This window comes from Variovorax boronicumulans (assembly GCF_019352895.1).
GTDB classification, from domain to species: Bacteria; Pseudomonadota; Gammaproteobacteria; order Burkholderiales; family Burkholderiaceae_C; genus Variovorax; species Variovorax boronicumulans_A.
Window position 1 is genome coordinate 1,199,762 of record NZ_JAAAFX010000004.1, and the last position, 21,018, is coordinate 1,220,779.

Consider the following 21,018-nt stretch of genomic DNA (forward strand, 5'->3'; position numbering starts at 1 on the left):
TCAGTCCTTCGCGGCGGCGGCCCGCGCATGCTTCATGTCCAGCGCCAGGAAGTGGTGCACCACCGGCTGGCCCGGCCCGATGTGGAAGCGGATCGCCTCGTTCTGCAGGTCGGCATCGGCATGCGATACGCGGTGGTGCTGCCGCAGGTGCTCGGCCCAGGACTCGACCAGGAACCACTCCATCAGCCGCTCGGGCTCGCTGGTGTGCTCGGTCAGGCCCCAGGCGTAGGCGCCGTCGCGCCGGCGCTCGAGCGACACCCGTTCCATCGCCTGCACGAAGGCCGGCTGGTCTTCCTTGCGGATGCGGTACTCGACCTGCACCATGACCGGGCCGCGATCGTGCGCCACCGGCGCGGTCAGCAGGGGCTCGGGCCAGTGGTTCGAGGCCTGCAGGTCGGCCTCGCCGGTGGGCAGCCTGATGCGGTGGAACACGAAGGCCACCACGGCCAGGCCCGCGGCGCCGATGACCAGGGTCGTCGGCACGCCGATCTGCTGCGCGACCAGGCCCCAGCCCAGGCTGCCGCCGGCCATCGCGCCGTTGAAGACCGTGAGGTAGATCGCCAGCCCGCGGCCGCGCACCCAGTTGGGCAGCACCGCCTGCGCCACGCCATTGAGCGTGGTGAGCGCGATGATCCAGCCCACGCCCAGCAGCAGCATCAGCAGCACGGCCACCCACTGCGGCGGCGCGAGGGCCAGTGCCACCATCACCACGGCCGAGATCAGCGAGGCGGCGAGCACCAGCCCGTCGGCATCGAGCTTCGCGCGCAGGCGCGGCAGCAGCACCGCACCGAGGATCGCGCCCGCGCCCACCGCGCCCAGCATCACCCCGTAGAAGCCGGCCGTGCCGCCGAGCATCTTGCGCGCCACCAGCGGCAGCAGCGCCCAGACCGCGCTGGCGAACAGGAAGAACACCGCTGCGCGCAACAGCACCACGTGCAGCTCGCGGCTGGCGCGCGCATAGCGCAGGCCGGCGCGGAAGGCACCGAAGAACTGCTCCGACAGGCCGGTGTCGACGGCGGCCGGCCGCTTCCACCACAGCAGCGCCGCGATCACGAACACATAGCTCAGCACGTCGGCCCCATAGGCCGTGGCCGCGCCGAAGCTCGCGAGCAGCAGGCCGCCCACGGCCGGGCCGATGGCGCGCGCGATGTTGATGCCCAGCGAGTTGAGCGCCACCGCGTTCTTCAGGTCGGCGCGCGGCACCAGCTCGGGCACGATCGATTGCCAGGTCGGCCCCATCAGCGCGGCACCGATGCCGCCGACGAAGGTCAGCGCGACCAGGTACTCGACCGTGAGCGCGTTGCTGCGCGACAGCAGCAGCAGCGTGGCGCTGACGCAGGCCAGCATCACCTGGATGAAGATCAGGAAGCGCCGGCGGTCGAGGATGTCCGACAGCACGCCCGCCGGGATCGCGAGCAGGAAGATCGGCAGCATGGCCGCGGTCTGGATCAGCGCCACGGCCGCAGGGCTGGCCGACAGCTCGGTGACCATCCACGAACTGGCCACGTCGCGCATGAAGCTGCCGACGTTGCCCAGCACCGTCGCGGCCCAGAGCACCGCGAACACGGGCTGGCGCAAGGGCGCGAAGCTGCCTTGCGCCTTGGTTGCGTCAGTGCTCATCACGCCCCTTCAGGTCATGCCAGGCCACCAGCAGGAAGCCGCCTACCAGGCCCCAGTGCTCGAAGAAGGCGTTGGCCGCCATGAAGCGCTCGGGCGCCGCCACAGCGATCTCCCAGAAGCGGTTGGCCACGAAGGTCGCCATCAGCGTGAATCCCGCCAGGCCCAGCGCGCCGACCCAGCGATGGAAGCCGGTGAGGATCATCAGCGCCGCACCCAGCTCGAACACGATGACCGCCACCGCCATCGGCCCGGCGGGCGACAGCCCGAAGTGATTCATCTCGGCGATGGCCGAGGGAAAGTCGGTCGCCTTGTTGAAGCCGCCTTGCAGGTAGGCGGCACAGAGGAAGAGCAGTGCGAGCCAGTGCACTGCGCGCGTGGTGAAGAGGCGGCGCATCTAGACGGCCCAGCAGGCGCAACCCAAGGCGCCCCAGAAACTCTTCAAGTCCGCGATCGGCAGCTGGCTGCTCCACGCGGTCGCATGCTGGTGCCCGTGCACGTTGCAGTCGTTGGCGCAGGCGCAGTCGGCGGCCATGCGACGCAGCGTGGCCTGCATCGGCTGGCCCTCCTTTTCGCCCCAGCCGCCGTAGCCGCCGAAGGTGCGCACCGGCGACCAGTCGGGCATGGCGGGCGGCGGCGTGCCGTCGTCATGCGACTGGAAAGGGCCCGCGCCGTAGACCACCCGGCCGCCGACCATCGTCAGCAGCGCGGTGGTGTCGGCGATCTCGGATTCGGGGCAGGCGAAGAAATCGCGGTCGGGCACCACCAGGTCGGCCAGCATGCCGGGCTCGATGCGCCCTTTCTTGCCGACCTCGTTGGAGAACCAGGTCACGTTCTCGGTCCACATGCGCAGGGCCGCTTCGCGGTCGATGCAGTTGCGCTGCGGATAGAGCTGCAGGCCGCCGACCGTCTTGCCCGTGACCAGCCACGACAGCGAGACCCAGGGGTTGTACGAGGCCACGCGCGTGGCGTCGGTGCCGGCCGAGACCTTCACGCCCTTCTCCAGCATGCGCTTGACCGGCGGCGTGGCCGCGGCCGCGCCCGCGCCGTAGCGCTCGACGAAATACTCGCCCTGGTAGGCCATGCGGTGCTGCACCGCGATGCCGCCGCCCAGCGCGGCGATGCGGTCGATCGATTTCTCGGAGATGGTCTCGCAGTGGTCGAAGAACCAGTTCAGGCCGGCCAGCGGCGTGTCGCGGTCCACCTTCTCGAACACGTCGAGCGCGCGCTCGATGGTCTCGTCGTAGGTCGCATGCAGGCGCCAGGGCCACTTGTTCTGCACCAGCACGCGCACCACTTCCTCGAGTTCGCCTTCCATCTCGGGCGCCATGTCGGGGCGCGGCTGGCGGAAATCCTCGAAGTCGGCGGCCGAGAAGACCAGCATCTCGCCCGCGCCGTTGTGCCGGAAGTAGTCGTCGCCCTGCTTGTATTTCGAGCTCGCGGTCCAGTTGAGGAAGTCCTGCTTCTCCTGCCTGGGCTTCTGCGTGAACAGGTTGTAGGCCAGGCGGAGGGTGAGCTGGCCGGCGTCGGCCAGCTGCTGGATCACCTGGTAGTCCTCGGGGAAGTTCTGGAAGCCGCCGCCCGCGTCGATGGCGCCGGTCACGCCCAGACGGTTGAGCTCGCGCATGAAGTGGCGCGTGGAGTTGAGCTGGTAGTCGAAGGGCAGTTTGGGCCCCTTGGCCAGCGTCGCGTAGAGGATGCTGGCGTTGGGCTTGGCCAGCAGCAGCCCGCTCGGGTTGCCGGCCGCGTCGCGCACGATCTCGCCGCCCGGCGGCGCGGGCGTGTCTTTGGTGTAGCCCACGGCACGCAGCGCGGCGCCGTTGAGCAGCGCGCGGTCGTACAGGTGCAGCAGGAACACCGGCGTGTCGGGCGCCACCGCATTGAGCTCGGCGATGGTCGGCAGCCGCTTCTCGGCGAACTGGTGCTCGGTGAAGCCACCCACCACGCGCACCCATTGCGGCGCGGGCGTGATCGCGACCTGGCGCTTCAGCATGCCCATCGCATCGGCCAGGCTGCGCGTGCCGTCCCAGCGCAGTTCGAGGTTGTGATTGAGCCCGCCGCGGATGATGTGCAGGTGGTTGTCGATCAGGCCCGGCAGCACCGCGCGGCCCTGCAGGTCGATCACGCGCGTGCCGTCGCGCGCGAGCGGCAGGATGTCGGCATCGCGGCCCACGTGCGTGAAGCGGCCGTCGCGGATCGCGACCGCGGTGGCCGTCGGGTTGGCGCGGTCCAGCGTGGTGAAGCGGCCGTGGTGCAGGATGAGTTCGGGGGCATCGACCATGTCGGGCGTCCTTGAAGAAGCGGGAGTTTGCGCCAGGCCGGGCGCGGCCCATGCGGCGCCCAGTGCGCCCAGCGCACCGACGAACTGGCGGCGTCCCCGGGGATCGGATCCGGCGCTCATGCCTTGCGCTCGACAGGTGCCTGCGCACCGTCGGCCGCAGGCTTCGCGCATTGCGGCAGTTGGCCGAACATGTGCGGCTTGACCTGGTGCTGCAGCCAGGATGTGGCCGTGGGGCCGCGGTCGAGCACGCGCTTGACCAGCGGCGGCAGCTGCTCGCCCGCGAGGATGCCCAGCAGGCCGACCAGCGCGATGATCGGCGGCGCCGGCGAGCGCACGCTGAACAACGCGTAGATCACGCCGACCAACACGCCGAGGGCAAGCGAGACGATGTAGGGCTTCATGGCGCGCTGGCGCTCAAGCCTCATGCGCGTTGAACATGGTCTTCGCGTAGGCGATGCCCAGGCCGTACGCACCGCCGAACCGGCGCGCGATGCCCGTGGTCATCTCGTAGCTGTCGGTGCGGGCCCAGTCGCGCTGCAGTTCGAGCAGGTACTGCAGCGCGGTCATCGGCTGTGCGCCGGCCTGCACCATGCGGTCCATCGCGCGGTCGTGGGCCTCGGCGGAGACGTCGCCGCAGGCATCGGCGATCACGTAGACCTCGAAGCCCTGGTCCAGCGCCGACAGCGCCGGGCCCACGATGCACACGCCGGTCCACAGGCCCGAGAGCACGATGCGCGACTTGCCGATCTCGTTGATCCGGCGGATCACGGCGGCGTCCTCCCAGGTGTTCATCGACGTGCGGTCGAGCATGGCCTGGCCCGGGAAGGCGGCGGTGATCTCGTCGAACATCGGGCCCGAGAAGCTCTTCTCGGCCACCGTCGTGAGGACGGTCGACACGCCGAAGCCGGCCGCGGCGTTCGCCACCAGCGCGGCGTTGTTGCGCAGCGTGACGGCTTCGATCGAGTGCGTGGCGAAGGCCATCTGCGACTGGAAGTCGATCATCAGCAGCGTGTGGTCCTGCGGGTTGAGCAGCTTGGCGCCGGGGGTCGGCGTGGCGGTGAGGGACATGGTGTTTCTTTCGGGGAAGTGTGGAGGGGAGTTCAGAAGGTGCGAGCGGCCATGCGCACCTTCTTCAGGCCTGGAGGAAGGCCAGCAGGTCGGCGTTGAGCCGTTCCTTGTGGGTGAACGGCAGCGCGTGCGGCGCGCCCGGGTACACCTTGAGCGTGGCACCGGCGATGTTCTCGGCGGCGAGCTTTCCCGTGGCCTCGAAGGGCACCACCTGGTCGTCGTCGCCGTGCACGACCAGCGTGGGCACGTCGAACTTCTTCAGGTCGGCGAAGAAGTCGGTCTCGGAGAAGGCGGTGACGCAATCGACCGTGGCCTTGATCGAGGCCAGCAGCGCGATCTGCAGCGTCTGGGCGAGGATGCCCTTCGACACCTTGGCGCCTTCGCGGTTGGTACCGTAGAACAAGGTGCCGAAGTCGTCGAGGAACTGCGGGCGGTCGGCCAGGATGCCGGCCTTGATGCCGTCGAACACGGCCTTGTCCACGCCCTGCGGATGCGCGGCGGTCTTGATGAACAGCGGCGTGACCGCGCTCAGCAGCGCCACCCTGGCGATGCGCGCCGTGCCGTGGCGGCCGATGTAGCGCGCCACGTCGCCGCCGCCCATCGAGAAGCCGACCAGCACCACGTCCTGCAGGTCGAGGGTCTCGATCAGTTCCGACAGGTCGTCGGCGAAGGTGTCGTAGTCATAGCCGGTCCACGGCTGGCCCGAGCGGCCGAAGCCGCGGCGGTCGTAGGCGATCGCGCGCAGGCCGTGCTCGGCCAGGAAGTGCATCTGGTACTCCCACATGTCGGCGTCGAGCGGCCAACCGTGGCAGAAGACGACCGGCTGGCCCTGGCCCCAGTCCTTGTAGTAGATCTCGCATCCATCGCGTGTGGTGAAAGTGCTCATGTCGGACTCCGGCTGAGGAGCGCTGGCGGCAGAGGGCAGCGCAGGACACGCGCCCTCCCGTCAGACGCCCGAAAGGAGTCCGCAGGCTACCGGCGCACGGCACCGGTGGCTTGAACAAAAAGGCGCCGCCTTGTCGGATTGCGCGGTACGGCTGCAACAGAAGGCAAACGCCGCGCCGGCTCAGGCTTCCAGGGGCGGCAGCGCGCCGATGCGCTTGTCCAGCGTGAGCGGGTAGTCGCGCACCCGCGTGCCGGTCGCGTTGTACATCGCGTTCGACACCGCGGCCCCCACGCCGCAGATGCCCAGTTCGCCCACGCCCTTGGCCTTCATCGGCGAGGACATCGGGTCGGTCTCGTCGAGAAAGATCACGTCCTGGTGCGGAATGTCGGCATGCACCGGCACCTCGTAGCCGGCCAGGTCGTGGTTGACGAAGAAGCCCAGCCGGGGGTCGACCGCCAGTTCCTCCATCAGCGCCGCGCCCACGCCCATGGTCATGCCGCCGATCACCTGGCTGCGCGCGGTCTTGGGGTTGAGGATGCGGCCCGAGGCGCAGACCGCGAGCATGCGACGCACGCGCACCTCGGCGGTGAAGGCATGCACGCCGACCTCGACGAAGTGCGCGCCGAAGGTGGACTGCTGGAACTTCTTGTCCAGGTCGCCGTAGTTCATGGTGTCCTCGGCCACCAGCGCCTGGGCCGAGGCGAGTTCGGCCAGCGGCACGCTGCGCCCGCCGGTCGTCACGCGGCCATCGGCGAAGGTGGCGCTGGCGATGTCGAGGCCGGCGCGCTGCGCCACCAACTGGCGCAGCTTCACGCAGGCCGCGTAGACGCCCGCGGTCGAGCTGTTGGCGCCCCACTGCCCGCCGGAGCCGGCGGAAACGGGGAAGCTCGAGTCGCCCAGCCGTACCACCACGCGCTCGATCGGCACGCCCAGCATCTCGGCCGCGGTCTGCGCGATGATGGTGTAGCTGCCGGTACCGATGTCCGTCATGTCGGTCTCGACCGTGACCACGCCCTGCGCATCAAGCCGCACGCGCGCGGCCGACTTCATCACCAGGTTGTTGCGGAAGGCGGCGGCCATGCCCATGCCGACCCACCATTGCCCGTCGCGCACGCGGCCGGGCACCGGGTTGCGTCGGTCCCAGCCGAAGCGCTCGGCGCCGATGCGCATGCACTCGATCAAACGACGCTGCGAGAACCTGCGCTCGGGCTTGGCCGGATCGACCTGCGTGTCGTTGAGCGCGCGGAACGCGATCGGGTCCAGCCCCAGGCGCTCGGCCATCTCGTCCATCGCGACCTCCAGCGCCATCAGGCCCGGCGCCTCGCCAGGGGCGCGCATCGCGTTGCCTTCGGGCAGGTTCAGCACCGCGAGCCGCGTGCCCGTCAGCCGGTGGGGCGCGGCGTAAAGCAGCGCGCTCTGCTGCGTGGCCTCTTCGGGCTGGCCGCCGGGCTGGTCGCCGGACCAGCTCTCGTGGCCGATGGCCGTGAGCCGGCCGTCCTTGCCCGCGCCCAGCCGGATGCGCTGGACGGTGGCCGGCCGATGGGTGGCGTTGTTGGCGATCAGGGGACGCTGCAGCGCGACCTTCACCGGCCGCCGGGCGATGCGCGCGCCCAGCGCCGCGAGCAGCACGTCGGCACGCAGGAACAGCTTGCCGCCGAAGCCGCCGCCGATGAAGGGCGAGACCACGCGCACCTTGGCCTTGGGGATGCCCAGGGTCTTGGCCAGGTCGGTGGCGGCCCAGTCGATCATCTGGTTCGAGGTCCAGACCGTGAGCTGGTCACCGCGCCAGGCGGCGATGCTCGCCATCGGCTCCATCATCGCGTGCGAGTGGTCGGGCGTGGTGTAGGTGGTGTCGAGCTGGACTTCGGCCTGCTCGAAGTGGGTGGCGAAGTCGCCGACCTTCTTGTCCTTCTTGACCAGCTTGGGCTGCGACGCCTTGGCCTGCGCCAGGTCGAAGCTGCCGTCGGCCGGCGCGTAGTCGATGCGCAAGAGCGCCGCGGCCGCACGCGCCTGCTCGAAGCTCTCGGCGACCACCAGCGCGATCGCCTGGTGGTAGTGGTCGATGCCCGGTCCGCCGAGCAGCCTGGCGGTATTGCGCTCGCCCTTGCCCAGCTTGCCCGCGTTTTGCGCGGTGACGACGGCGATCACGCCGGGCGCGGCCTGGGCCAGCGACGTGTCCATCGACACGATGCGGCCCTTGGCGATGCCGGCGCCGACCACGACGCCATAGGCCTGGTTCGCGACCACGTCGTGCTGCTCGTAGGCATAGCGCGCGGTGCCGGTGGTCTTGAGGCGGCCGTCCACGCGGTCGACGGCCTGGCCGACGACCTTGAGCTGGTCGATCGGGTTGGTGGTGGCGGGGGTGTCGAACTTCATGGCTCAGCTCCTCGCCTGGGCAAAGGTGGCGGCCAGCGTGCGCTCGGCCAGCGGCAGCTTGAAGGCGTTGTGCGATGTCGGCCGGGCGTCGGCGAACAGCGCATCGGCCACGGCCTTGGCACCCCGCGGCATGAGCGCGTCGGCGCGCTCCATGCGCCAGGGCCGTGGCGCCACGCCGCCCAGCGCGACGCGCCCGCTGCCGTCGCGCTGCACGATGGCGGCCACCGACACCACGGCGAAGGCATAGGACGCGCGGTCACGCACCTTGTGATAGATGTGCGTGCCGCCGACGGGGCTGGGCAGCGTGACGGCCGTGATCAGCTCGCCCGCGGCCAGCGCGGTCTCGACCTGCGGCGTGGTGCCGGGCAGCCGGTGCAGTTCGGCGATCGGGATCACGCGGCGCGTGCCGTCGGGGCGCAGGGTCTCGACCGCGGCATCGAGCACCCGCATCGCGACCGCCATGTCGCTCGGGTGCGTGGCGATGCAGGCCTCGCTGGTGCCCACCACCGCCAGTTGCTTGCTCACGCCGCCGAGGGCCGCGCAGCCGCTGCCCGGCTGGCGCTTGTTGCAGGCCTGGTTCGTGTCGTAGAAGTAGGGGCAGCGCGTGCGCTGCAGCAGGTTGCCCGCGGTGCTGGCCTTGTTGCGCAGCTGGCCCGAGGCGCCGGCCAGCAGCGCGCGCGACAGCACGCCGTAGTCGCGCCGCACGCGCAGGTCGGCCGCGAGCTGGGTGTTGCTCACCAGCGCGCCGATGCGCAGGCCGCCCTCGGGCGTCGCCTCGATCGTTTTCAGGCCGAGCCCGTTGAGGTCGACCAGGTGGGCCGGCGTCTCGATCTCCAGCTTCATCAGGTCGAGCAGGTTGGTGCCGCCGGCAATGAACTTCGCGCCCGGCACGCGCACCGCCTGCGCCAGCGCGTCCTCGGTCGAGGACACGCGTTGGTAGGTGAAGGACTTCATGCCTTGGCTCCCGTGCCGCCCGCGACTTCGGTGATCGCGTCGACGATGTTGCTGTACGCGCCGCAGCGGCAGATGTTGCCACTCATGCGTTCGCGCAGTTCGCCCGCCGAGAACATCGGCTGCGCGTTCAGGTCCTCGCTCACGTGGCTGGGAATGCCCTTCGCGATCTCGTCGAGCACGCCCGCGGCCGAACAGATCTGGCCCGGCGTGCAGTAGCCGCACTGGAAGCCGTCGTGCTTGACGAAGGCCGCCTGCAGCGGATGCAGCCGCTCGGGCGTGCCCAGGCCTTCGATGGTGGTGACCGCGCTGCCCTCGTGCATGACCGCGAGCGTGAGGCAGGAATTGATGCGCTGGCCGTCGACGATCACGGTGCAGGCGCCGCACTGGCCGTGGTCGCAGCCCTTCTTGGTGCCGGTGAGGTGCAGGTGCTCGCGCAGCGCATCGAGCAGCGTGGTGCGCGTGTCGAGCGCCATGCGCTGGGTCTTGCCGTTGACCTGGAGCGTCACGGTGGTGAGCGGCGGGCCGCCGGCGGGCGTGTTCGGGGAGCGCGCGGCGTCCTGCGCCTGGGCCGGCCTGGCGACCATGGTGGCCGAGGCGGATGCCGCGCCGGCGGCGAGCAGGCCACGCCGGGTGATCGGCAAATGGTTCGAGGTTTGCATGGGTTCGTCCTTCTTCGTGGGGAGGCGGTGTCGAGCGCTGCACGGGCATCGCCCGCCGCTCGCACACCGAACGAACCACTCTAGGGACCGATGGCGCATCACACCAGAGGCGCAGCGCCCGACCCCGTGCCCAGCAGTGAGGGCAAATCGGCGCCCGAAGCCGCGCCTCAGAGGGAGATGGCCCCGCGCGATCAGGCGCCGTCGGCCCCCTCCTACGGCAGCTGTCGAATCCAGCCTAAGCGCGCGGCGGGGCGTGCTCGCACCGCCACGGTGCACAACACGCCCGGGCTGGCGCGCATCGCCTTACTTCGCGCCCGGGTACAGCCCCAGCACGTTGGCGCCGATGGCGGGGTCGACGAAGCGCTCCAGCCGCTGCGGATGCAGGATCACCGTGATCTCGCACGAGCCCGTGCCCACCGTCATGCCGAGGAAGTGGCCGCCGGCGCCGATGAAGGTGCCGTCGGTCACGATGCCGTGGGCGTGGATCGAGGGCTTGCCTTCCTTCCACGCAATGCTTCCGGTGAGGTTGGCCATCTCGACGTCCTTGAAGGTCTTCGGGTTGAAGACCTTCTTCGAGAAGTCGTAGAAGCCGAAGGTCGCCTCGCGCATGAAGCCGATGCCGAAGATGCTCGCGCTCTGGATCTGCTCGACTTGCGCCAGCTTCTCGATGTGCGCGAGCACGTCGTCGCCGTTGCGCAGCACCATCAGGTAGCCGGTGGGCGTGCGCGTGACCTTGCCGGTCAGGTCCTGCGCCTGGGCCGACGTGCCGAAGGCGAGCGCGGCGAGCAGCGCAATGCACAGGGATGTGAAAGTCTTGATGACCATGGGATGCCTCGATTTCTTGGTTTGGGTGAGAGGGTGATGCACGGATGCGGCTTGCGCCGCGCGATGGCCGTCGCCGCCCCTCGAACGGTTCCGGCCGGGTGAGGAACGGCTGCACGCGCGGCCGGGGCCGTGCGCGCAGTCGTTCGACGCTGGAGGCCTCCGCGGAGGCCGAAGGAGATCAGCCCGCGGCGGCGGTCTTCGGCAGGCTGCCCTGCACCTTGGCGCGCAGGCGCTCGACGTTCACCACGAAGCGGCTGTGGGTGCCGCGCGCGACTTCCTTGTCGCCCTCGTGCACCGTGAAGTCGAAGCCCACGCTGCGGCCGTCGACCGCGTTCACGCGCGCCTCGATGCGCACCGCCTGGCCCAGCAGCGTGGCGCCGCCGTGCGTGAGTGCAATCGCCGTGCCCACCGAGTTCTCGCCCGTGGCCACATGGCCGAGCAGGAAGTCGAGGCAGGTCTGCTCCACGTCGCGCACCAGCTCGGGCGTGGCGTAGAGGCGCAGTGCCTCGCCCAGGAAGTCCACGGTGCGCGGCCGGTCCACCACCAGTTGCCGATGGGCGACGGCGCCCACCACGAGTTCGTTTGTCATGCCGATTTTCCAAGGGCGCCGCAGCGCGTGGGAGTGTGAACAGAGCGCAGTCTAGGAAGGCACCCGCCAACGGGCAAACGAGTTTTTCTAGGGCGAATGCGGAGAAAATATTGAAGGCTTTTGGCGCACACTCGGCGCTCCCGACCTGCAAGGTGCAGCTCGGCGCACCGGGTCTGTCGATCCGGGCCGGTCATCGAAGGAATCCACTGTGTCGCGCCCCATCCCGCCGCTCAATCCCCTGAGGGCTTTCGAAGTCGCCGCCCGGCACCTGAGCTTCACGCGCGCCGCGGAGGAACTGTTCGTCACGCCCTCGGCGGTCAGCCACCAGATCAAGACGCTGGAAGAAAGCCTGGGCATCGCGCTGTTCACGCGCGACGCCAAGTCGCTCTCGCTCACTGCCGCCGGCAAGGCCTACCTGCCGGGTGTGCAGCAGGCCTTCAAGCAGCTCGCGCATGCCACGCACCAGCTGCAGACCCAGGGCATGCCCGCGCTCAAGATCAACGTGCCGCCGACCTTCGCGGTCAAGTGGCTGATCCCGCGCATGGACCGCTTCATGAAGGCGCATCCCGAGATCGACCTCAAGGTCTCGACCTCCAAGCACATGGTCGACTTCGCGCGCGAGGACTTCGACCTGGCGGTGCGCTACGGCCGCGGCCGGTACCCGGGCCTGCATTCCGAGCTGTGCCTGCCGGTCGAGGTGTTCCCGGTCTGCAGCCCGGCGCTGATGCGCGGCGAGCACCCGCTGCACACACCGGCCGACCTGCGCTTCCACACGCTGCTGCACGACGACAGCACCTACAGCGACGTGAGCAACCCGCACTGGGCCATGTGGCTCGAGCATGCCGGCGTGACCGACGTGGATGCCACGCGCGGCCCTTCGTTCTGGCCCAGCCACCTGGTGATCAACGCCGCGGTCGACGGCCTGGGCGTGGCGCTGGCCAAGAAGAACTGGGTGCTCAAGGACCTGGCCGACGGCCTGCTGGTGCGGCCCTTCGACATCAGCCTGCCGGTGGAGTTCTCCTACTTCATCGTCTACCCCGAGGAGCGGGTCCACGACCGCCGCATCGCGGCCTTCGTCGACTGGGTGCGCCAGGAGGTGGCGAGCGAGCCGTCCGGCGTGGCCCCGGCCATCGCCGGCCTGACGGCCTTCGCGTCCTGACAAAGGGAGGAGACGCGCCATGACCCGCTACTGGCTGATGAAGTCCGAGCCCGACGAATGCGCGATCGACGACGCGCTGGCCGCGCCCGCATCCACCGTGCCCTGGACCGGCGTGCGCAACTACCAGGCGCGCAACTTCATGCGCGACGGCATGCAGGTGGGCGACGGCGTGCTGTTCTACCACTCGAGCTGCCCCGAGCCGGGCATTGCCGGCATCGCGCGCGTGGCCTCGGGCACGCGCCCCGACCCGACGCAGTTCGACCCCGCCTCGCCCTACTTCGACGCGGCCTCGAAGGCCGATGCGCCGCGCTGGCTGCTGCTGGACGTGCAGGCCCTGCGCAAGACCCGTCTGCTCGGCCTGCCCGAGCTGCGCGCCACGCCGGCGCTGGCCGAGCTGGTGGTGCTCCAGCGCGGCAACCGGCTGTCGATCACGCCGGTGGACGAAGCGCACTGGCGGCTGATCACCGAGGTTCTGCTGGCCTGAGGGCCGACGGGAGCCTCAAGGCAACTTGGCGCGCAGGCGATCGAGCAGTGTGGGCGGCAAGGCGATGTAGGCGTCTTCGGGATAGGTGTCGTACCAGATGCGGTCCTGTGCCCAACCGACATTGGGGGTACCTAGCTGGAAGTAGGTTCGATCGGCAAGCATTTTCTGGCCATCGGCATCGTGGAGTTGGATCCACACCGTGTCATTGGTCAACTTGCACCACCTCGCGGTGTACGGTGCATTGCCTGCATCGGGTACCGCGTTCCATTGGCAGGATGGCGCTCTTGTCGTTCTCTTTCTGGCGTCAACAAGGTAGTCGGACACCTGAAACACGAAGACGAGCACCGCAAGCCATGCCGCACAGCGAATGAGCACAGACCCCAGCCTTGCGACGCGATGCATGGCAATCAAAGCCGGACCCGAATCGGACGATCGAGTTTCACGCTGACGCGATCCGTATAGATCATGAAGTCCCCCCCTTGGGCGTATTGAAAACGCCAGTCCCGGTAGTCCTTGTTCGTCACGGGATACAGCACGGCATCCTTTTCATGCACGCTGCCGTCCACTATCGGATAGTCGAGCCAGCCCGATCCTCCTGCCAATTGATGTGCGGGCACCACCGCTACATGGCTGGGACTCCAATGCCCAAGATACTGATCGTCGGAGAACTCATAGGGATCGCGCACGTATACAGAGATATGCGTTACCACGACCTCAGGTCTCGGATGGTCGAAGTAGGCGTACTGAACGGCGGCATTGAACGCGCCCAAGGCACCAGTGAGGTCATCGGGCACGCCATTCGCCTTGGCCGATCGATCGAGGAATTCGCCGATCCGCTGCGCCCAGGTTGCGTTGACCGGCTGGAACTGGAACTGGAATTTTTGATGAAACGCCAGGAAATCAGAATTGGCTACATTCCATGCAACGATATCCTGGCGAGCCCGATAGGGCATCAACTTGCGTCGCAAGATCTCGAGTGCTGCGGGCGTCCACAAATGCGCATTGACAAGTTCATCGAATTCCTTTTTTGCGCGCGCGAACGATAGAACCCACTCCATCTTGACCGTCGTCGAATCGACCATGGCCTGCGCATATCGCGCCCCGCTTTGATCGATCTCATCCATGAGGTCCTGCGAGGATCTTGAATAGTTCGCCTGCCCTGCAAACCACCGCTCCTGCAGCTTCGCCGCTATCGGCATGCCGACCTTGCGCATGGCCTTGGGCACATCCTGGATGTCGAAGGGTGGAACGGGTTTGCGTGCCGGGGGAGGCGGTGGCGCCGGGGGCAGGAGTGGTGCGGGTGGCGGCGCCGGACTGCGCACCCAATCAGAAAAGCGAGACACCGCATCGGCGGTCGCGAATGCCATGTTCAGCAGGTTCACGAGCCGGTCTTCCGACGTCAGCTTCTTTCTGGCAGGCACCGTTTTATTCGCCCGCGGTGGAACCTCCTTGGGCCGCGCATGTGCAACGCGCGGTGCGGGCCGCGCGGAAGACAGCTTCACATCCGCGAGATCGCAGACTTCGCATTCACGCACGGTCCAGCGCCGCAAGAAGTTGCTGGACTTGAGGTACGTGAGTTTTCCTTCGATGGCTTTGGCCATTCATGTACTCCCTGGAAAAAACGCGCGGTCATTTTGCGCGTCTCTTCGAGGCAGCACCAGCCCCGTTCACTCCAGCCGGTAGAGCCGCACCGCGTTGTCGTGCAGCAGCGCACGCCGCTCGTGTGCGGGCCGGTCGGCAATGGCGGCCACGAAGCCCGCGAGGATCGTGCCGTAGCCGGCCACCAGGCTGTCGACCGGGAAATTGCTCGCGAACAGGCTGCGGCTCGCGCCGAAGATCGCGATCGCGTCGCGGATCACCGGCAGGTTGTCGGCCTGCGTCCAGGGCTTGCCGCGCTGGCCCAGCCCCGAGATCTTGATCGCGGTGTTGGGCTGCGCGGCCAGCGCCTCCAGCGCGCGGCGCCAGCGCGCGAGCCCGGCCGGGCTGCGGTCGGCGGGCAGGCCCGTGTGGTTGAGGATCAGCAAGGTCTGCGGAAAATCACGCGCCAGGTCCGCCGCCTGGTCGAGGTTCCACCAGGGCGCCTGCAGGTCGAAGGACAGGCCATGCGGCTGCAGCAGCGCATAGCCGCGGCGCCAGCGCGCGTCGTCCATCGAACCCGCGAGGCCGCGCTGCGCGACATCGGCCGAAGCCGCCGTCACCGGCTTGTGCCGGATGCCGCGCACCAGCGGGAAGGCGGCCTGCGCGGCCAGCAGCGCGGGCGCGTCGCCATGGTCGAGCGCCACGTGCGCGACCAGCGCGGTGGGCCGGCCGTGGGTTTGCGCGAGCTGCGTGAGCCAGCGTGTCTCGGCCACCGGGTCGGTCCGGTCCCACTCGGCCTCGATGTGCACCGTGCCCGCGGGCGCATGGCCGCGCGTGTCGCGCGCCAGGTCCTCGGGCAGGTAGTTGCGCTGGAGCGCCGAATAGTCGCCGTAGCGGAAGTTCGGCACCGTCTCGCCCTGCAGCCAGGGATAGGGGTTGGCGCCCAGGTCCCAGAAGTGCTGGTGCGCGTCGATGAAGGGTTCGTCGAACTCGAAATCCATCGCCGGATTCTCGCGCTCAGCCCGCGAGCTTGAGCTTGCCCGCCAGCTCCTTGAAGAAGGCGCTCTCCCGGGTCATCACGGCCTCGAGCGTCGCGTCGTCGGCGTAGGTGTCGGTGCTGAAGTGCAGCTTGGTCAGCGCGTCGATCCAGACCGGCTCCTTGACCGCCTTGGCGGTCGCGGCCTTGAGCACGGCCATCACCTCGTCGGGCGTGTTGCGCGGCGCCGAGAGGCCGCGCCAGATGCCGATCGACAGGTCGATGTTGCGCTCCTTGAGCGTGGGGATGGTCTCGAAGCCGTCGGCCACGCGCTTGTCGGCCATCACGGCCAGCGCCTTGAGCTTGCCGGCCGCCACGTAGCTCGACACCTCGGCCGTGCTGACCGTCACCGCCTCGATGTGGCCGCCCAGCAGCGCCAGCACCGCGGGCGCGCCGCCGGGGTAGGGGATGTGGTTGAACTTCGCGCCGGTCTTCTCGCCCAGCGCCGCGGCCGCCATGTGCCAGGTCGAGCCATGGCCGGCGTTGCCCACGCGGATGTTCGCGTCGGCCTTGCGCGCGGCGTCGAGGAACTGCTCCAGCGTGGTCCAGGGCGCATCGGCGCGCACCACCACCGCGGCCGGGTCGGCGTTCAGGCGCGCGATCGGGCGCAGGTCCTTGTACGAGAACTTGGCCAGGCCCAGGTGGTTGAGGAAGGTGAGTTCGGTCGACGAGAGCACGATCTTGTAGCCGTCGGGCTTGGCGTTGACCACGTCGCCCAGGCCCAGCACGCCGCTGGCGCCGGGGCGGTTGACCACCACCAGCGGCTGCGGCAGGAACTTGGCGACCGCGGCACCGAAGGAGCGGCCGACCACGTCGGCGCCGCCGCCCGCCTGCCAAGGCACGACCAGCTCGATCGGCTTGCTCGGGTAGGCGCCGGGCTGGGCCCAGGCGGGCACGGCCAGCGTGGCGCCGAGCATCAGGGCCGCGCGCAGGCCGTGGCGGCGCGCGGGGTCGAAGGATTGTTCTGTCGTCATGTCGTGTCTCCGTTCCTTGTTCGTCTCGCTTCAGCTGGCGGCCGCGGCTCCGACCTTGGCCGGGCCGAAGGCGCCGGCCTGGCGCAATGCGTCGATGCGCTCTGCCGACAGGCCGATCTCGCCCAGCACCTGCTCGGTGTGCTGGCCCAGCAGCGGCGCGGGATGGCGCACCTGCTGCGGCGTGCCGCTGAGTTTGACCGGGAAGCCCAGCGCGCGGGTCTTGCCTTCGACCGGATGGTCGATGGTGAGCACCATGTCGCGCGCCACGGCCTGTTCGCTGTTCAGCGCCTCGGCATAGTCGTAGATCGGGCCCGCGGGCACGCCGGCGGCGAGCAGCGCGGCGACCCATTCGTCGGCGGTGCCGCGCGCGAACTCGGCCTCGATCTCGGCGATCAGCACCTCGCGGTTGCGGATGCGCAGCACGTTGTCGGTGAAGCGCGCATCCTGCACCAGGTCGTCGCGCCCGATCACGCCGCACAGCGCCTTCCAGAGTTTCTGGTTGGCCGCGCCGATGACGAAGGGGCGGTCGGACGCGCGCACCGCCTGGTAGGGCGCGCTCATGCGGTTGGCGCTGCCGATGGGCACCGGCACCTCGCCCGTGCCCCAGTACTCGGCCGATTCCCACACCGACAGACTCAGCGCGGTCTCGAACAGCGAGGCGTCGATGAACTGGCCCTCGCCGGTGATGCCGCGGCCGATGATCGCGCTCAGGATGCCGTAGGCCGCGAACAAGCCCGCGCCCAGGTCGGCCAGCGGCACGCTCGACTTGACGGGCGGCTGGCCCGCATGGCCCATCACGCTCATCACGCCGGTCATGGCCTGCGCGATCAGGTCGAGGCCGGGGCGGCGCGACCAGGGGCCGGTCTGGCCGAAGCCCGAGATGCTGGCGTAGACCAGCCGCGGGTTGATCTCGCGCAGGGTGGCGTAGTCGATCTTGAGCCGCGCGACCACACCGGGGCGGTTGTTCTCGACCAGCACGTCGGCCTCTTTCACCAGCGCGTAGAAGGCTTCGAGGCCGGCCGGGCTCTTGAGGTCGATCTCGACGCTGCGCTTGTTGCGGTTGAGCGCCAGGAAGCCGCCGCTGTCCTCGCCCTTGAGGCGGAAGCCCATCGACTTGCGGGTCTGGTCGCCGATGCCCGGCGTCTCGACCTTGATGACGTCCGCGCCCATGTCGCCGAGCAGCATGCAGCAGAAAGGGCCGGCCATGATCTGGCTGACGTCCAGGACCTTGATGCGGGAAAGAGGAAGGGTCACGCGATGCTCCGTGGGAATGTCGGGGGGATCAGGCGCACTCAGCGGCCCGTGAAGACCGGCTTGGTCTTGGCGAGGAAGGCCTGGAAGCCGATGCGGAAGTCCTCGGTGTCGAAGCAGGCGTAGGCCTCGTCGGCCTCGGCGGCCGTCAGCGGCTGCGGTTGCGCCAGCCGGCGCACGAACTGCTTGTGCCAGCGCGCCACCAGCGGCGCGCCGTTGGCGATGCGGCGCGCGGTGGCCTGGCCCTGCGCCAGCACCTCGGCGTCGTCGACCACGCGGTTGACCAGGCGCTTCTCGAAGGCCTCCTTGGCGTCGAACACCCGGCCCTCGAGCACGATCTCGAGCGCGGTCGCGCTGCCCACCAGGTCGACCAGGCCGCCCAGCTCGCCGTACGACATCACCAGGCCCAGCTTGTTGACCGGCACGCCGAAGCGGCTCGACGTGCCGCAGATGCGCATGTCGCAGACCGAGGCGATCTCCAGCCCGCCGCCCACGCAGGCGCCCTCGATCACGGCCAGCGTCGGGTGCTTGCTGTGCGCGATGGCCTGCATCGCGGCATGCGTGACCTTGGCGTAGTCGCCGGCCTGGGCCGCGCTGGAGCGCAGGCGGGTGAACTCCTCGATGTCGGCGCCGGCCGAGAAGGCCTTGCCGCCGGCGCCGCGCAGCACGATGCAGCGCAGTTCGTCGTCGGCCGACAGCTCGGCGAAGGCGTCGGTCAGGCCCTGCCACATGCCCAGGTCCATGGCATTCATCTTGTCGGGCTTGTTGAGGATGACGGTGGCGATGCGCTCGTCGCGCTCGATGAGGATGAGCGGGGTCATGTCGGGGCGTCTCTTTCGTGTGGTGCGCCGCGCCTTCTTCGGCGGCGTGGGATGAGGGGTGTGAACGGCCCGAAGTCTAGGAATGGCACGCCCTGCCGACAAACGAAAAAAACTGGGCCGGTCTTCAAGAAAAACTCGCGTCGCTCCCAGCGCATGGCTTGTGAATTTTTCTCGGTCGGGCTTCAAGTTATTCCACGTTGCCCCGCCGGCGCCCCCTTCCTAGACTCGCGGCCCACGACGGCAGAGCGCCCAGCCGAGGCCGCCGTCGACGAGACAACACCCGATTTCGCAGCCCGACCGGAGACCGCATGGCCCTCATCCACTACATCACCCAGATCCAGATCGACTTCGGCGCCGTCAAGCTGCTCGCGCAGGAATGCGAGCGCATCGGCATCCGCCGGCCGCTGGTGGTCACCGACGCCGGCGTGCGCGCCGCGGGCGTGCTCGACCGCGTGACCGCGCAGCTGGGCGGCCTGCCCTTCGTGGTGTTCGACGGCACGCCCTCGAACCCCACCGAGCGGGCGATGCGCGCCGCGGTGGCGATGTACGTGGAGAACCAGTGCGACGGCATCGTCGCGGTCGGCGGCGGTTCGCCGATCGACCTGGCCAAGGGCGTGGCGGTGTGCGCCACGCACGAAGGCCCGCTCAAGTCCTTCGCGGCCATCGAAGGCGGCGCGGCGCGCATCACCGCCGCCACCGCGCCGGTGATCGCCGTGCCCACCACGGCCGGCACCGGCAGCGAAGTCGGCCGCGGCGCGGTGCTGATCCTCGATGACGGCCGTAAGGTCGGTGTGCTCTCGCCCCACCTGGTGCCGCGCGTCGCGCTGTGCGACCCCGAACTCACGCTGGGCCTGCCGCCGCTGCTCACCGCCGCCACCGGCATGGACGCGATCGCCCACTGCATGGAGACCTTCATGGCGCCGGCCTTCAACCCGCCGGCCGACGGCATCGCGCTCGACGGCCTGCGCCGCGGCTGGCTGCACATCGAGACCGCCACCTCGACGCCCGGCGACCGCGCGGCCCGGCTGCACATGATGAGCGCCTCGATGCAGGGCGCGCTGGCCTTCCAGAAGGGCCTGGGCTGCGTTCACAGCCTGAGCCATTCGATGGGCGGCCTGAGCCCGCGGCTGCACCACGGCACGCTCAACGCGATCCTGCTGCCGGCCGTGATCCGCTTCAACGCCGAGGCCCCGTCGATGCAGCAGGAGCAGCGGCTCGCGCGCATGGCGCAGGCCATGGGCCTGGGCAGCGCCGACGAGGTGGCGCCCGCCGTGGACGCGATGAACCGCCGGCTCGGCCTGCCCACCGGCCTGGCCGCGCTCGACGTGTCGCCCGAGCTCTTCCCGCGCGTGATCGAGGGCGCGCTCAAGGACCACTGCCACAAGACCAACCCGCGCGAGGCCAGCCCCGCCGACTACCAGGCGATGTTGATGGACTCGCTCTGAGCCCCTTCGACAGCGGCCTTTCCAAAGAAAAAACCGGAGACAAAGACATGCAAAGACGCCACTTCCTCGCCACCACCCTCGCCGCCTGCAGCGTGCCGCTGGTGCACGCGCAATCGCCGCTGCCGAGCGGCCCGATCCGCATCGTGGTGGGCTTCCCGCCCGGCGGCGGCACCGACGTGATGGCGCGCGTGATGGCGCAAAAGCTGTCGGTGATGTGGGGCACGCCGGTCACCGTCGAGAACAAGACCGGCGCGGGCGGCGTGATCGCGGCCGAGTACGTGGCCAAGCAGCCCGGCGACGGCACCACGCTACTGATGACCAACATCAGCAACCACGCGATCGCGCCCGCGCTCTACCCCACGCTGTCCTATGTGGTGGAGCGCGACTTCACGCCCATCGTGCTGGTGGGCATCACGCCCAACCTGCTGATCTGCAACACCAGCCAGCCGGCGCGCACGCTCAAGGACGTGGTCGCGCTGTGCCGCGCCCAGCCCGGCGCGATCACCTTCGGCTCCTCGGGCGCGGGCGCCTCGCAGCACCTGGCGACCGAGCTGTTCAAGCTGCGCGCCAAGGTCGATGCGCTGCACGTGCCCTACCGCGGCTCGGCGCCGATGCTGACCGACCTGATCGGCGGCCAGATCAACTACAGCTTCGAGACCATGACCTCGGCCACGCCGCACGTGGCCAGCGGCAAGCTGCTGGCCATCGCGCAGACCCGGCCGCAGCGCTCGAAGGCCCAGCCCAACGTGCCGACCGTGGCCGAGCTGGGCTACCCGGGCTTCGACGCCAGCACCTGGTACGGCCTGGCCGGCCCGGCGCGCATGGCGCCGGCCATGGTGCAGCGCATGAACGAGGACTTCAACAAGGTGCTCTCGATGCCCGACGTGGCCGAGAAGCTGGCCAGCTACGGCGCCGAGGACGGCGGCGGCTCGGCCGCGAAATTCGTCGACTTCATCGCGGTTGAGAAGGAGAAATGGGCCAAGGTGGTCAAGGACGCCAAGGTCACGGTCTGAGC

Annotated in this window: 21 protein-coding genes; 4 read left to right on the forward strand and 17 right to left on the reverse strand. The window is 69.3% G+C overall.

The features are described from left to right. The 11 genes from K0H49_RS07110 to K0H49_RS07160 form a co-directional block, all read right to left on the reverse strand. On the reverse strand, positions 1-1,620 hold the full coding sequence (locus K0H49_RS07110) for an MFS transporter (protein ID WP_219210646.1): 1,620 nt from the start codon (positions 1,618-1,620) through the stop codon (positions 1-3). Further along, positions 1,610-2,014 (reverse strand): DoxX family protein, encoded by a 405-nt coding sequence (locus K0H49_RS07115; protein ID WP_219210647.1) that lies wholly within the window; start codon positions 2,012-2,014, stop codon positions 1,610-1,612. The genes K0H49_RS07110 and K0H49_RS07115 overlap by 11 nt, the downstream gene beginning before the upstream one ends. Beyond that, a complete protein-coding gene (locus K0H49_RS07120; protein WP_219213092.1) occupies positions 2,015-3,898 on the reverse strand; it encodes an amidohydrolase in 1,884 nt (627 codons plus the stop codon). Between the two features lie 116 nt (positions 3,899-4,014). Then, positions 4,015-4,299 carry a XapX domain-containing protein gene (locus tag K0H49_RS07125; protein ID WP_219213094.1) on the reverse strand — a complete coding sequence of 95 codons (285 nt, stop codon included), beginning with the start codon at positions 4,297-4,299 and terminating at the stop codon, positions 4,015-4,017. A gap of 13 nt (positions 4,300-4,312) precedes the next feature. Beyond that, positions 4,313-4,966 carry a hydrolase gene (locus K0H49_RS07130; RefSeq protein WP_219210648.1) on the reverse strand — a complete coding sequence of 218 codons (654 nt, stop codon included), beginning with the start codon at positions 4,964-4,966 and terminating at the stop codon, positions 4,313-4,315. Between the two features lie 64 nt (positions 4,967-5,030). Continuing rightward, positions 5,031-5,852, reverse strand: a complete 822-nt coding sequence (locus K0H49_RS07135) for an alpha/beta fold hydrolase (protein ID WP_219210649.1) — start codon at positions 5,850-5,852, stop codon at positions 5,031-5,033. A 180-nt stretch (positions 5,853-6,032) separates the two neighbouring features. Continuing rightward, the gene (gene paoC, locus K0H49_RS07140) at positions 6,033-8,228 is read right to left on the reverse strand and encodes an aldehyde oxidoreductase molybdenum-binding subunit PaoC (RefSeq protein ID WP_219210650.1); all 2,196 of its coding nucleotides are present in this window, start codon (positions 8,226-8,228) and stop codon (positions 6,033-6,035) included. Between the two features lie 3 nt (positions 8,229-8,231). Continuing rightward, the gene (locus K0H49_RS07145; RefSeq protein WP_219210652.1) at positions 8,232-9,182 is read right to left on the reverse strand and encodes an FAD binding domain-containing protein; all 951 of its coding nucleotides are present in this window, start codon (positions 9,180-9,182) and stop codon (positions 8,232-8,234) included. Continuing rightward, on the reverse strand, positions 9,179-9,841 hold the full coding sequence (gene paoA, locus K0H49_RS07150; protein WP_219210654.1) for an aldehyde dehydrogenase iron-sulfur subunit PaoA: 663 nt from the start codon (positions 9,839-9,841) through the stop codon (positions 9,179-9,181). The genes K0H49_RS07145 and paoA overlap by 4 nt, the downstream gene beginning before the upstream one ends. 303 nt (positions 9,842-10,144) lie before the next feature. Next, positions 10,145-10,666, reverse strand: coding sequence for a PPC domain-containing DNA-binding protein (locus tag K0H49_RS07155; RefSeq protein WP_219210656.1), 522 nt, complete (start codon positions 10,664-10,666; stop codon positions 10,145-10,147). Positions 10,667-10,844: 178 nt separating this feature from the next. After that, on the reverse strand, positions 10,845-11,255 hold the full coding sequence (locus K0H49_RS07160; protein ID WP_219210658.1) for a thioesterase family protein: 411 nt from the start codon (positions 11,253-11,255) through the stop codon (positions 10,845-10,847). Between the two features lie 208 nt (positions 11,256-11,463). Here K0H49_RS07160 and K0H49_RS07165 point away from each other — a divergent pair, with 208 nt between their 5' ends. Together K0H49_RS07165 and K0H49_RS07170 are read left to right on the forward strand one after the other, a co-directional pair. Continuing rightward, positions 11,464-12,414: a transcriptional regulator GcvA gene (locus K0H49_RS07165; RefSeq protein WP_219210659.1), complete on the forward strand. Its 951-nt coding sequence runs from the start codon at positions 11,464-11,466 to the stop codon at positions 12,412-12,414. A 19-nt stretch (positions 12,415-12,433) separates the two neighbouring features. After that, the gene (locus K0H49_RS07170; RefSeq protein WP_219210661.1) at positions 12,434-12,898 is read left to right on the forward strand and encodes an EVE domain-containing protein; all 465 of its coding nucleotides are present in this window, start codon (positions 12,434-12,436) and stop codon (positions 12,896-12,898) included. A gap of 15 nt (positions 12,899-12,913) precedes the next feature. Here the strand turns inward: K0H49_RS07170 and K0H49_RS07175 are convergent, their stop codons facing one another. The 6 genes from K0H49_RS07175 to K0H49_RS07200 form a co-directional block, all read right to left on the reverse strand. Next, positions 12,914-13,111, reverse strand: coding sequence for a hypothetical protein (locus tag K0H49_RS07175; RefSeq protein WP_219210663.1), 198 nt, complete (start codon positions 13,109-13,111; stop codon positions 12,914-12,916). A gap of 194 nt (positions 13,112-13,305) precedes the next feature. Continuing rightward, complete coding sequence (locus tag K0H49_RS07180) at positions 13,306-14,499, reverse strand: DUF6402 family protein (protein ID WP_219210665.1); 1,194 nt, start codon at positions 14,497-14,499, stop codon at positions 13,306-13,308. Positions 14,500-14,565: 66 nt separating this feature from the next. Beyond that, complete coding sequence (locus K0H49_RS07185; protein ID WP_219210666.1) at positions 14,566-15,477, reverse strand: amidohydrolase family protein; 912 nt, start codon at positions 15,475-15,477, stop codon at positions 14,566-14,568. 16 nt (positions 15,478-15,493) lie between these two features. After that, positions 15,494-16,486, reverse strand: coding sequence for a Bug family tripartite tricarboxylate transporter substrate binding protein (locus tag K0H49_RS07190; RefSeq protein WP_219210668.1), 993 nt, complete (start codon positions 16,484-16,486; stop codon positions 15,494-15,496). Positions 16,487-16,516: 30 nt separating this feature from the next. Then, positions 16,517-17,740: a CaiB/BaiF CoA transferase family protein gene (locus tag K0H49_RS07195; protein ID WP_219210670.1), complete on the reverse strand. Its 1,224-nt coding sequence runs from the start codon at positions 17,738-17,740 to the stop codon at positions 16,517-16,519. A gap of 38 nt (positions 17,741-17,778) precedes the next feature. Beyond that, entirely contained in the window at positions 17,779-18,558 is a 780-nt protein-coding gene (locus K0H49_RS07200) for an enoyl-CoA hydratase-related protein (RefSeq protein WP_219210672.1), read from the reverse strand. A 308-nt stretch (positions 18,559-18,866) separates the two neighbouring features. On the opposite strand from K0H49_RS07200, the gene K0H49_RS07205 reads away from it, so the two are divergent. Together K0H49_RS07205 and K0H49_RS07210 are read left to right on the forward strand one after the other, a co-directional pair. After that, the gene (locus tag K0H49_RS07205) at positions 18,867-20,003 is read left to right on the forward strand and encodes an iron-containing alcohol dehydrogenase (RefSeq protein WP_219210681.1); all 1,137 of its coding nucleotides are present in this window, start codon (positions 18,867-18,869) and stop codon (positions 20,001-20,003) included. 47 nt (positions 20,004-20,050) lie between these two features. Further along, positions 20,051-21,016 carry a Bug family tripartite tricarboxylate transporter substrate binding protein gene (locus K0H49_RS07210; protein ID WP_219210686.1) on the forward strand — a complete coding sequence of 322 codons (966 nt, stop codon included), beginning with the start codon at positions 20,051-20,053 and terminating at the stop codon, positions 21,014-21,016. Positions 21,017-21,018: the final 2 nt, after the last annotated feature.

Excerpts from the sequence above, each read along its gene's own strand:
- K0H49_RS07130 (WP_219210648.1), bottom strand. The coding sequence starts at position 4,966 with ATGTCCCTCACCGCCACGCCGACCCCCGGCGCCAAGCTGCTCAACCCG.
- K0H49_RS07205 (WP_219210681.1), top strand. The coding sequence starts at position 18,867 with ATGGCCCTCATCCACTACATCACCCAGATCCAGATCGACTTCGGCGCC.
- K0H49_RS07120 (WP_219213092.1), bottom strand. The coding sequence starts at position 3,898 with ATGGTCGATGCCCCCGAACTCATCCTGCACCACGGCCGCTTCACCACG.
- K0H49_RS07160 (WP_219210658.1), bottom strand. The coding sequence starts at position 11,255 with ATGACAAACGAACTCGTGGTGGGCGCCGTCGCCCATCGGCAACTGGTG.
- K0H49_RS07145 (WP_219210652.1), bottom strand. The coding sequence starts at position 9,182 with ATGAAGTCCTTCACCTACCAACGCGTGTCCTCGACCGAGGACGCGCTG.
- paoC (WP_219210650.1), bottom strand. The coding sequence starts at position 8,228 with ATGAAGTTCGACACCCCCGCCACCACCAACCCGATCGACCAGCTCAAG.
- K0H49_RS07210 (WP_219210686.1), top strand. The coding sequence starts at position 20,051 with ATGCAAAGACGCCACTTCCTCGCCACCACCCTCGCCGCCTGCAGCGTG.
- K0H49_RS07155 (WP_219210656.1), bottom strand. The coding sequence starts at position 10,666 with ATGGTCATCAAGACTTTCACATCCCTGTGCATTGCGCTGCTCGCCGCG.
- K0H49_RS07180 (WP_219210665.1), bottom strand. The coding sequence starts at position 14,499 with ATGGCCAAAGCCATCGAAGGAAAACTCACGTACCTCAAGTCCAGCAAC.
- paoA (WP_219210654.1), bottom strand. The coding sequence starts at position 9,841 with ATGCAAACCTCGAACCATTTGCCGATCACCCGGCGTGGCCTGCTCGCC.
- K0H49_RS07185 (WP_219210666.1), bottom strand. The coding sequence starts at position 15,477 with ATGGATTTCGAGTTCGACGAACCCTTCATCGACGCGCACCAGCACTTC.
- K0H49_RS07190 (WP_219210668.1), bottom strand. The coding sequence starts at position 16,486 with ATGACGACAGAACAATCCTTCGACCCCGCGCGCCGCCACGGCCTGCGC.
- K0H49_RS07110 (WP_219210646.1), bottom strand. The coding sequence starts at position 1,620 with ATGAGCACTGACGCAACCAAGGCGCAAGGCAGCTTCGCGCCCTTGCGC.
- K0H49_RS07115 (WP_219210647.1), bottom strand. The coding sequence starts at position 2,014 with ATGCGCCGCCTCTTCACCACGCGCGCAGTGCACTGGCTCGCACTGCTC.
- K0H49_RS07200 (WP_219210672.1), bottom strand. The coding sequence starts at position 18,558 with ATGACCCCGCTCATCCTCATCGAGCGCGACGAGCGCATCGCCACCGTC.
- K0H49_RS07135 (WP_219210649.1), bottom strand. The coding sequence starts at position 5,852 with ATGAGCACTTTCACCACACGCGATGGATGCGAGATCTACTACAAGGAC.
- K0H49_RS07125 (WP_219213094.1), bottom strand. The coding sequence starts at position 4,299 with ATGAAGCCCTACATCGTCTCGCTTGCCCTCGGCGTGTTGGTCGGCGTG.
- K0H49_RS07170 (WP_219210661.1), top strand. The coding sequence starts at position 12,434 with ATGACCCGCTACTGGCTGATGAAGTCCGAGCCCGACGAATGCGCGATC.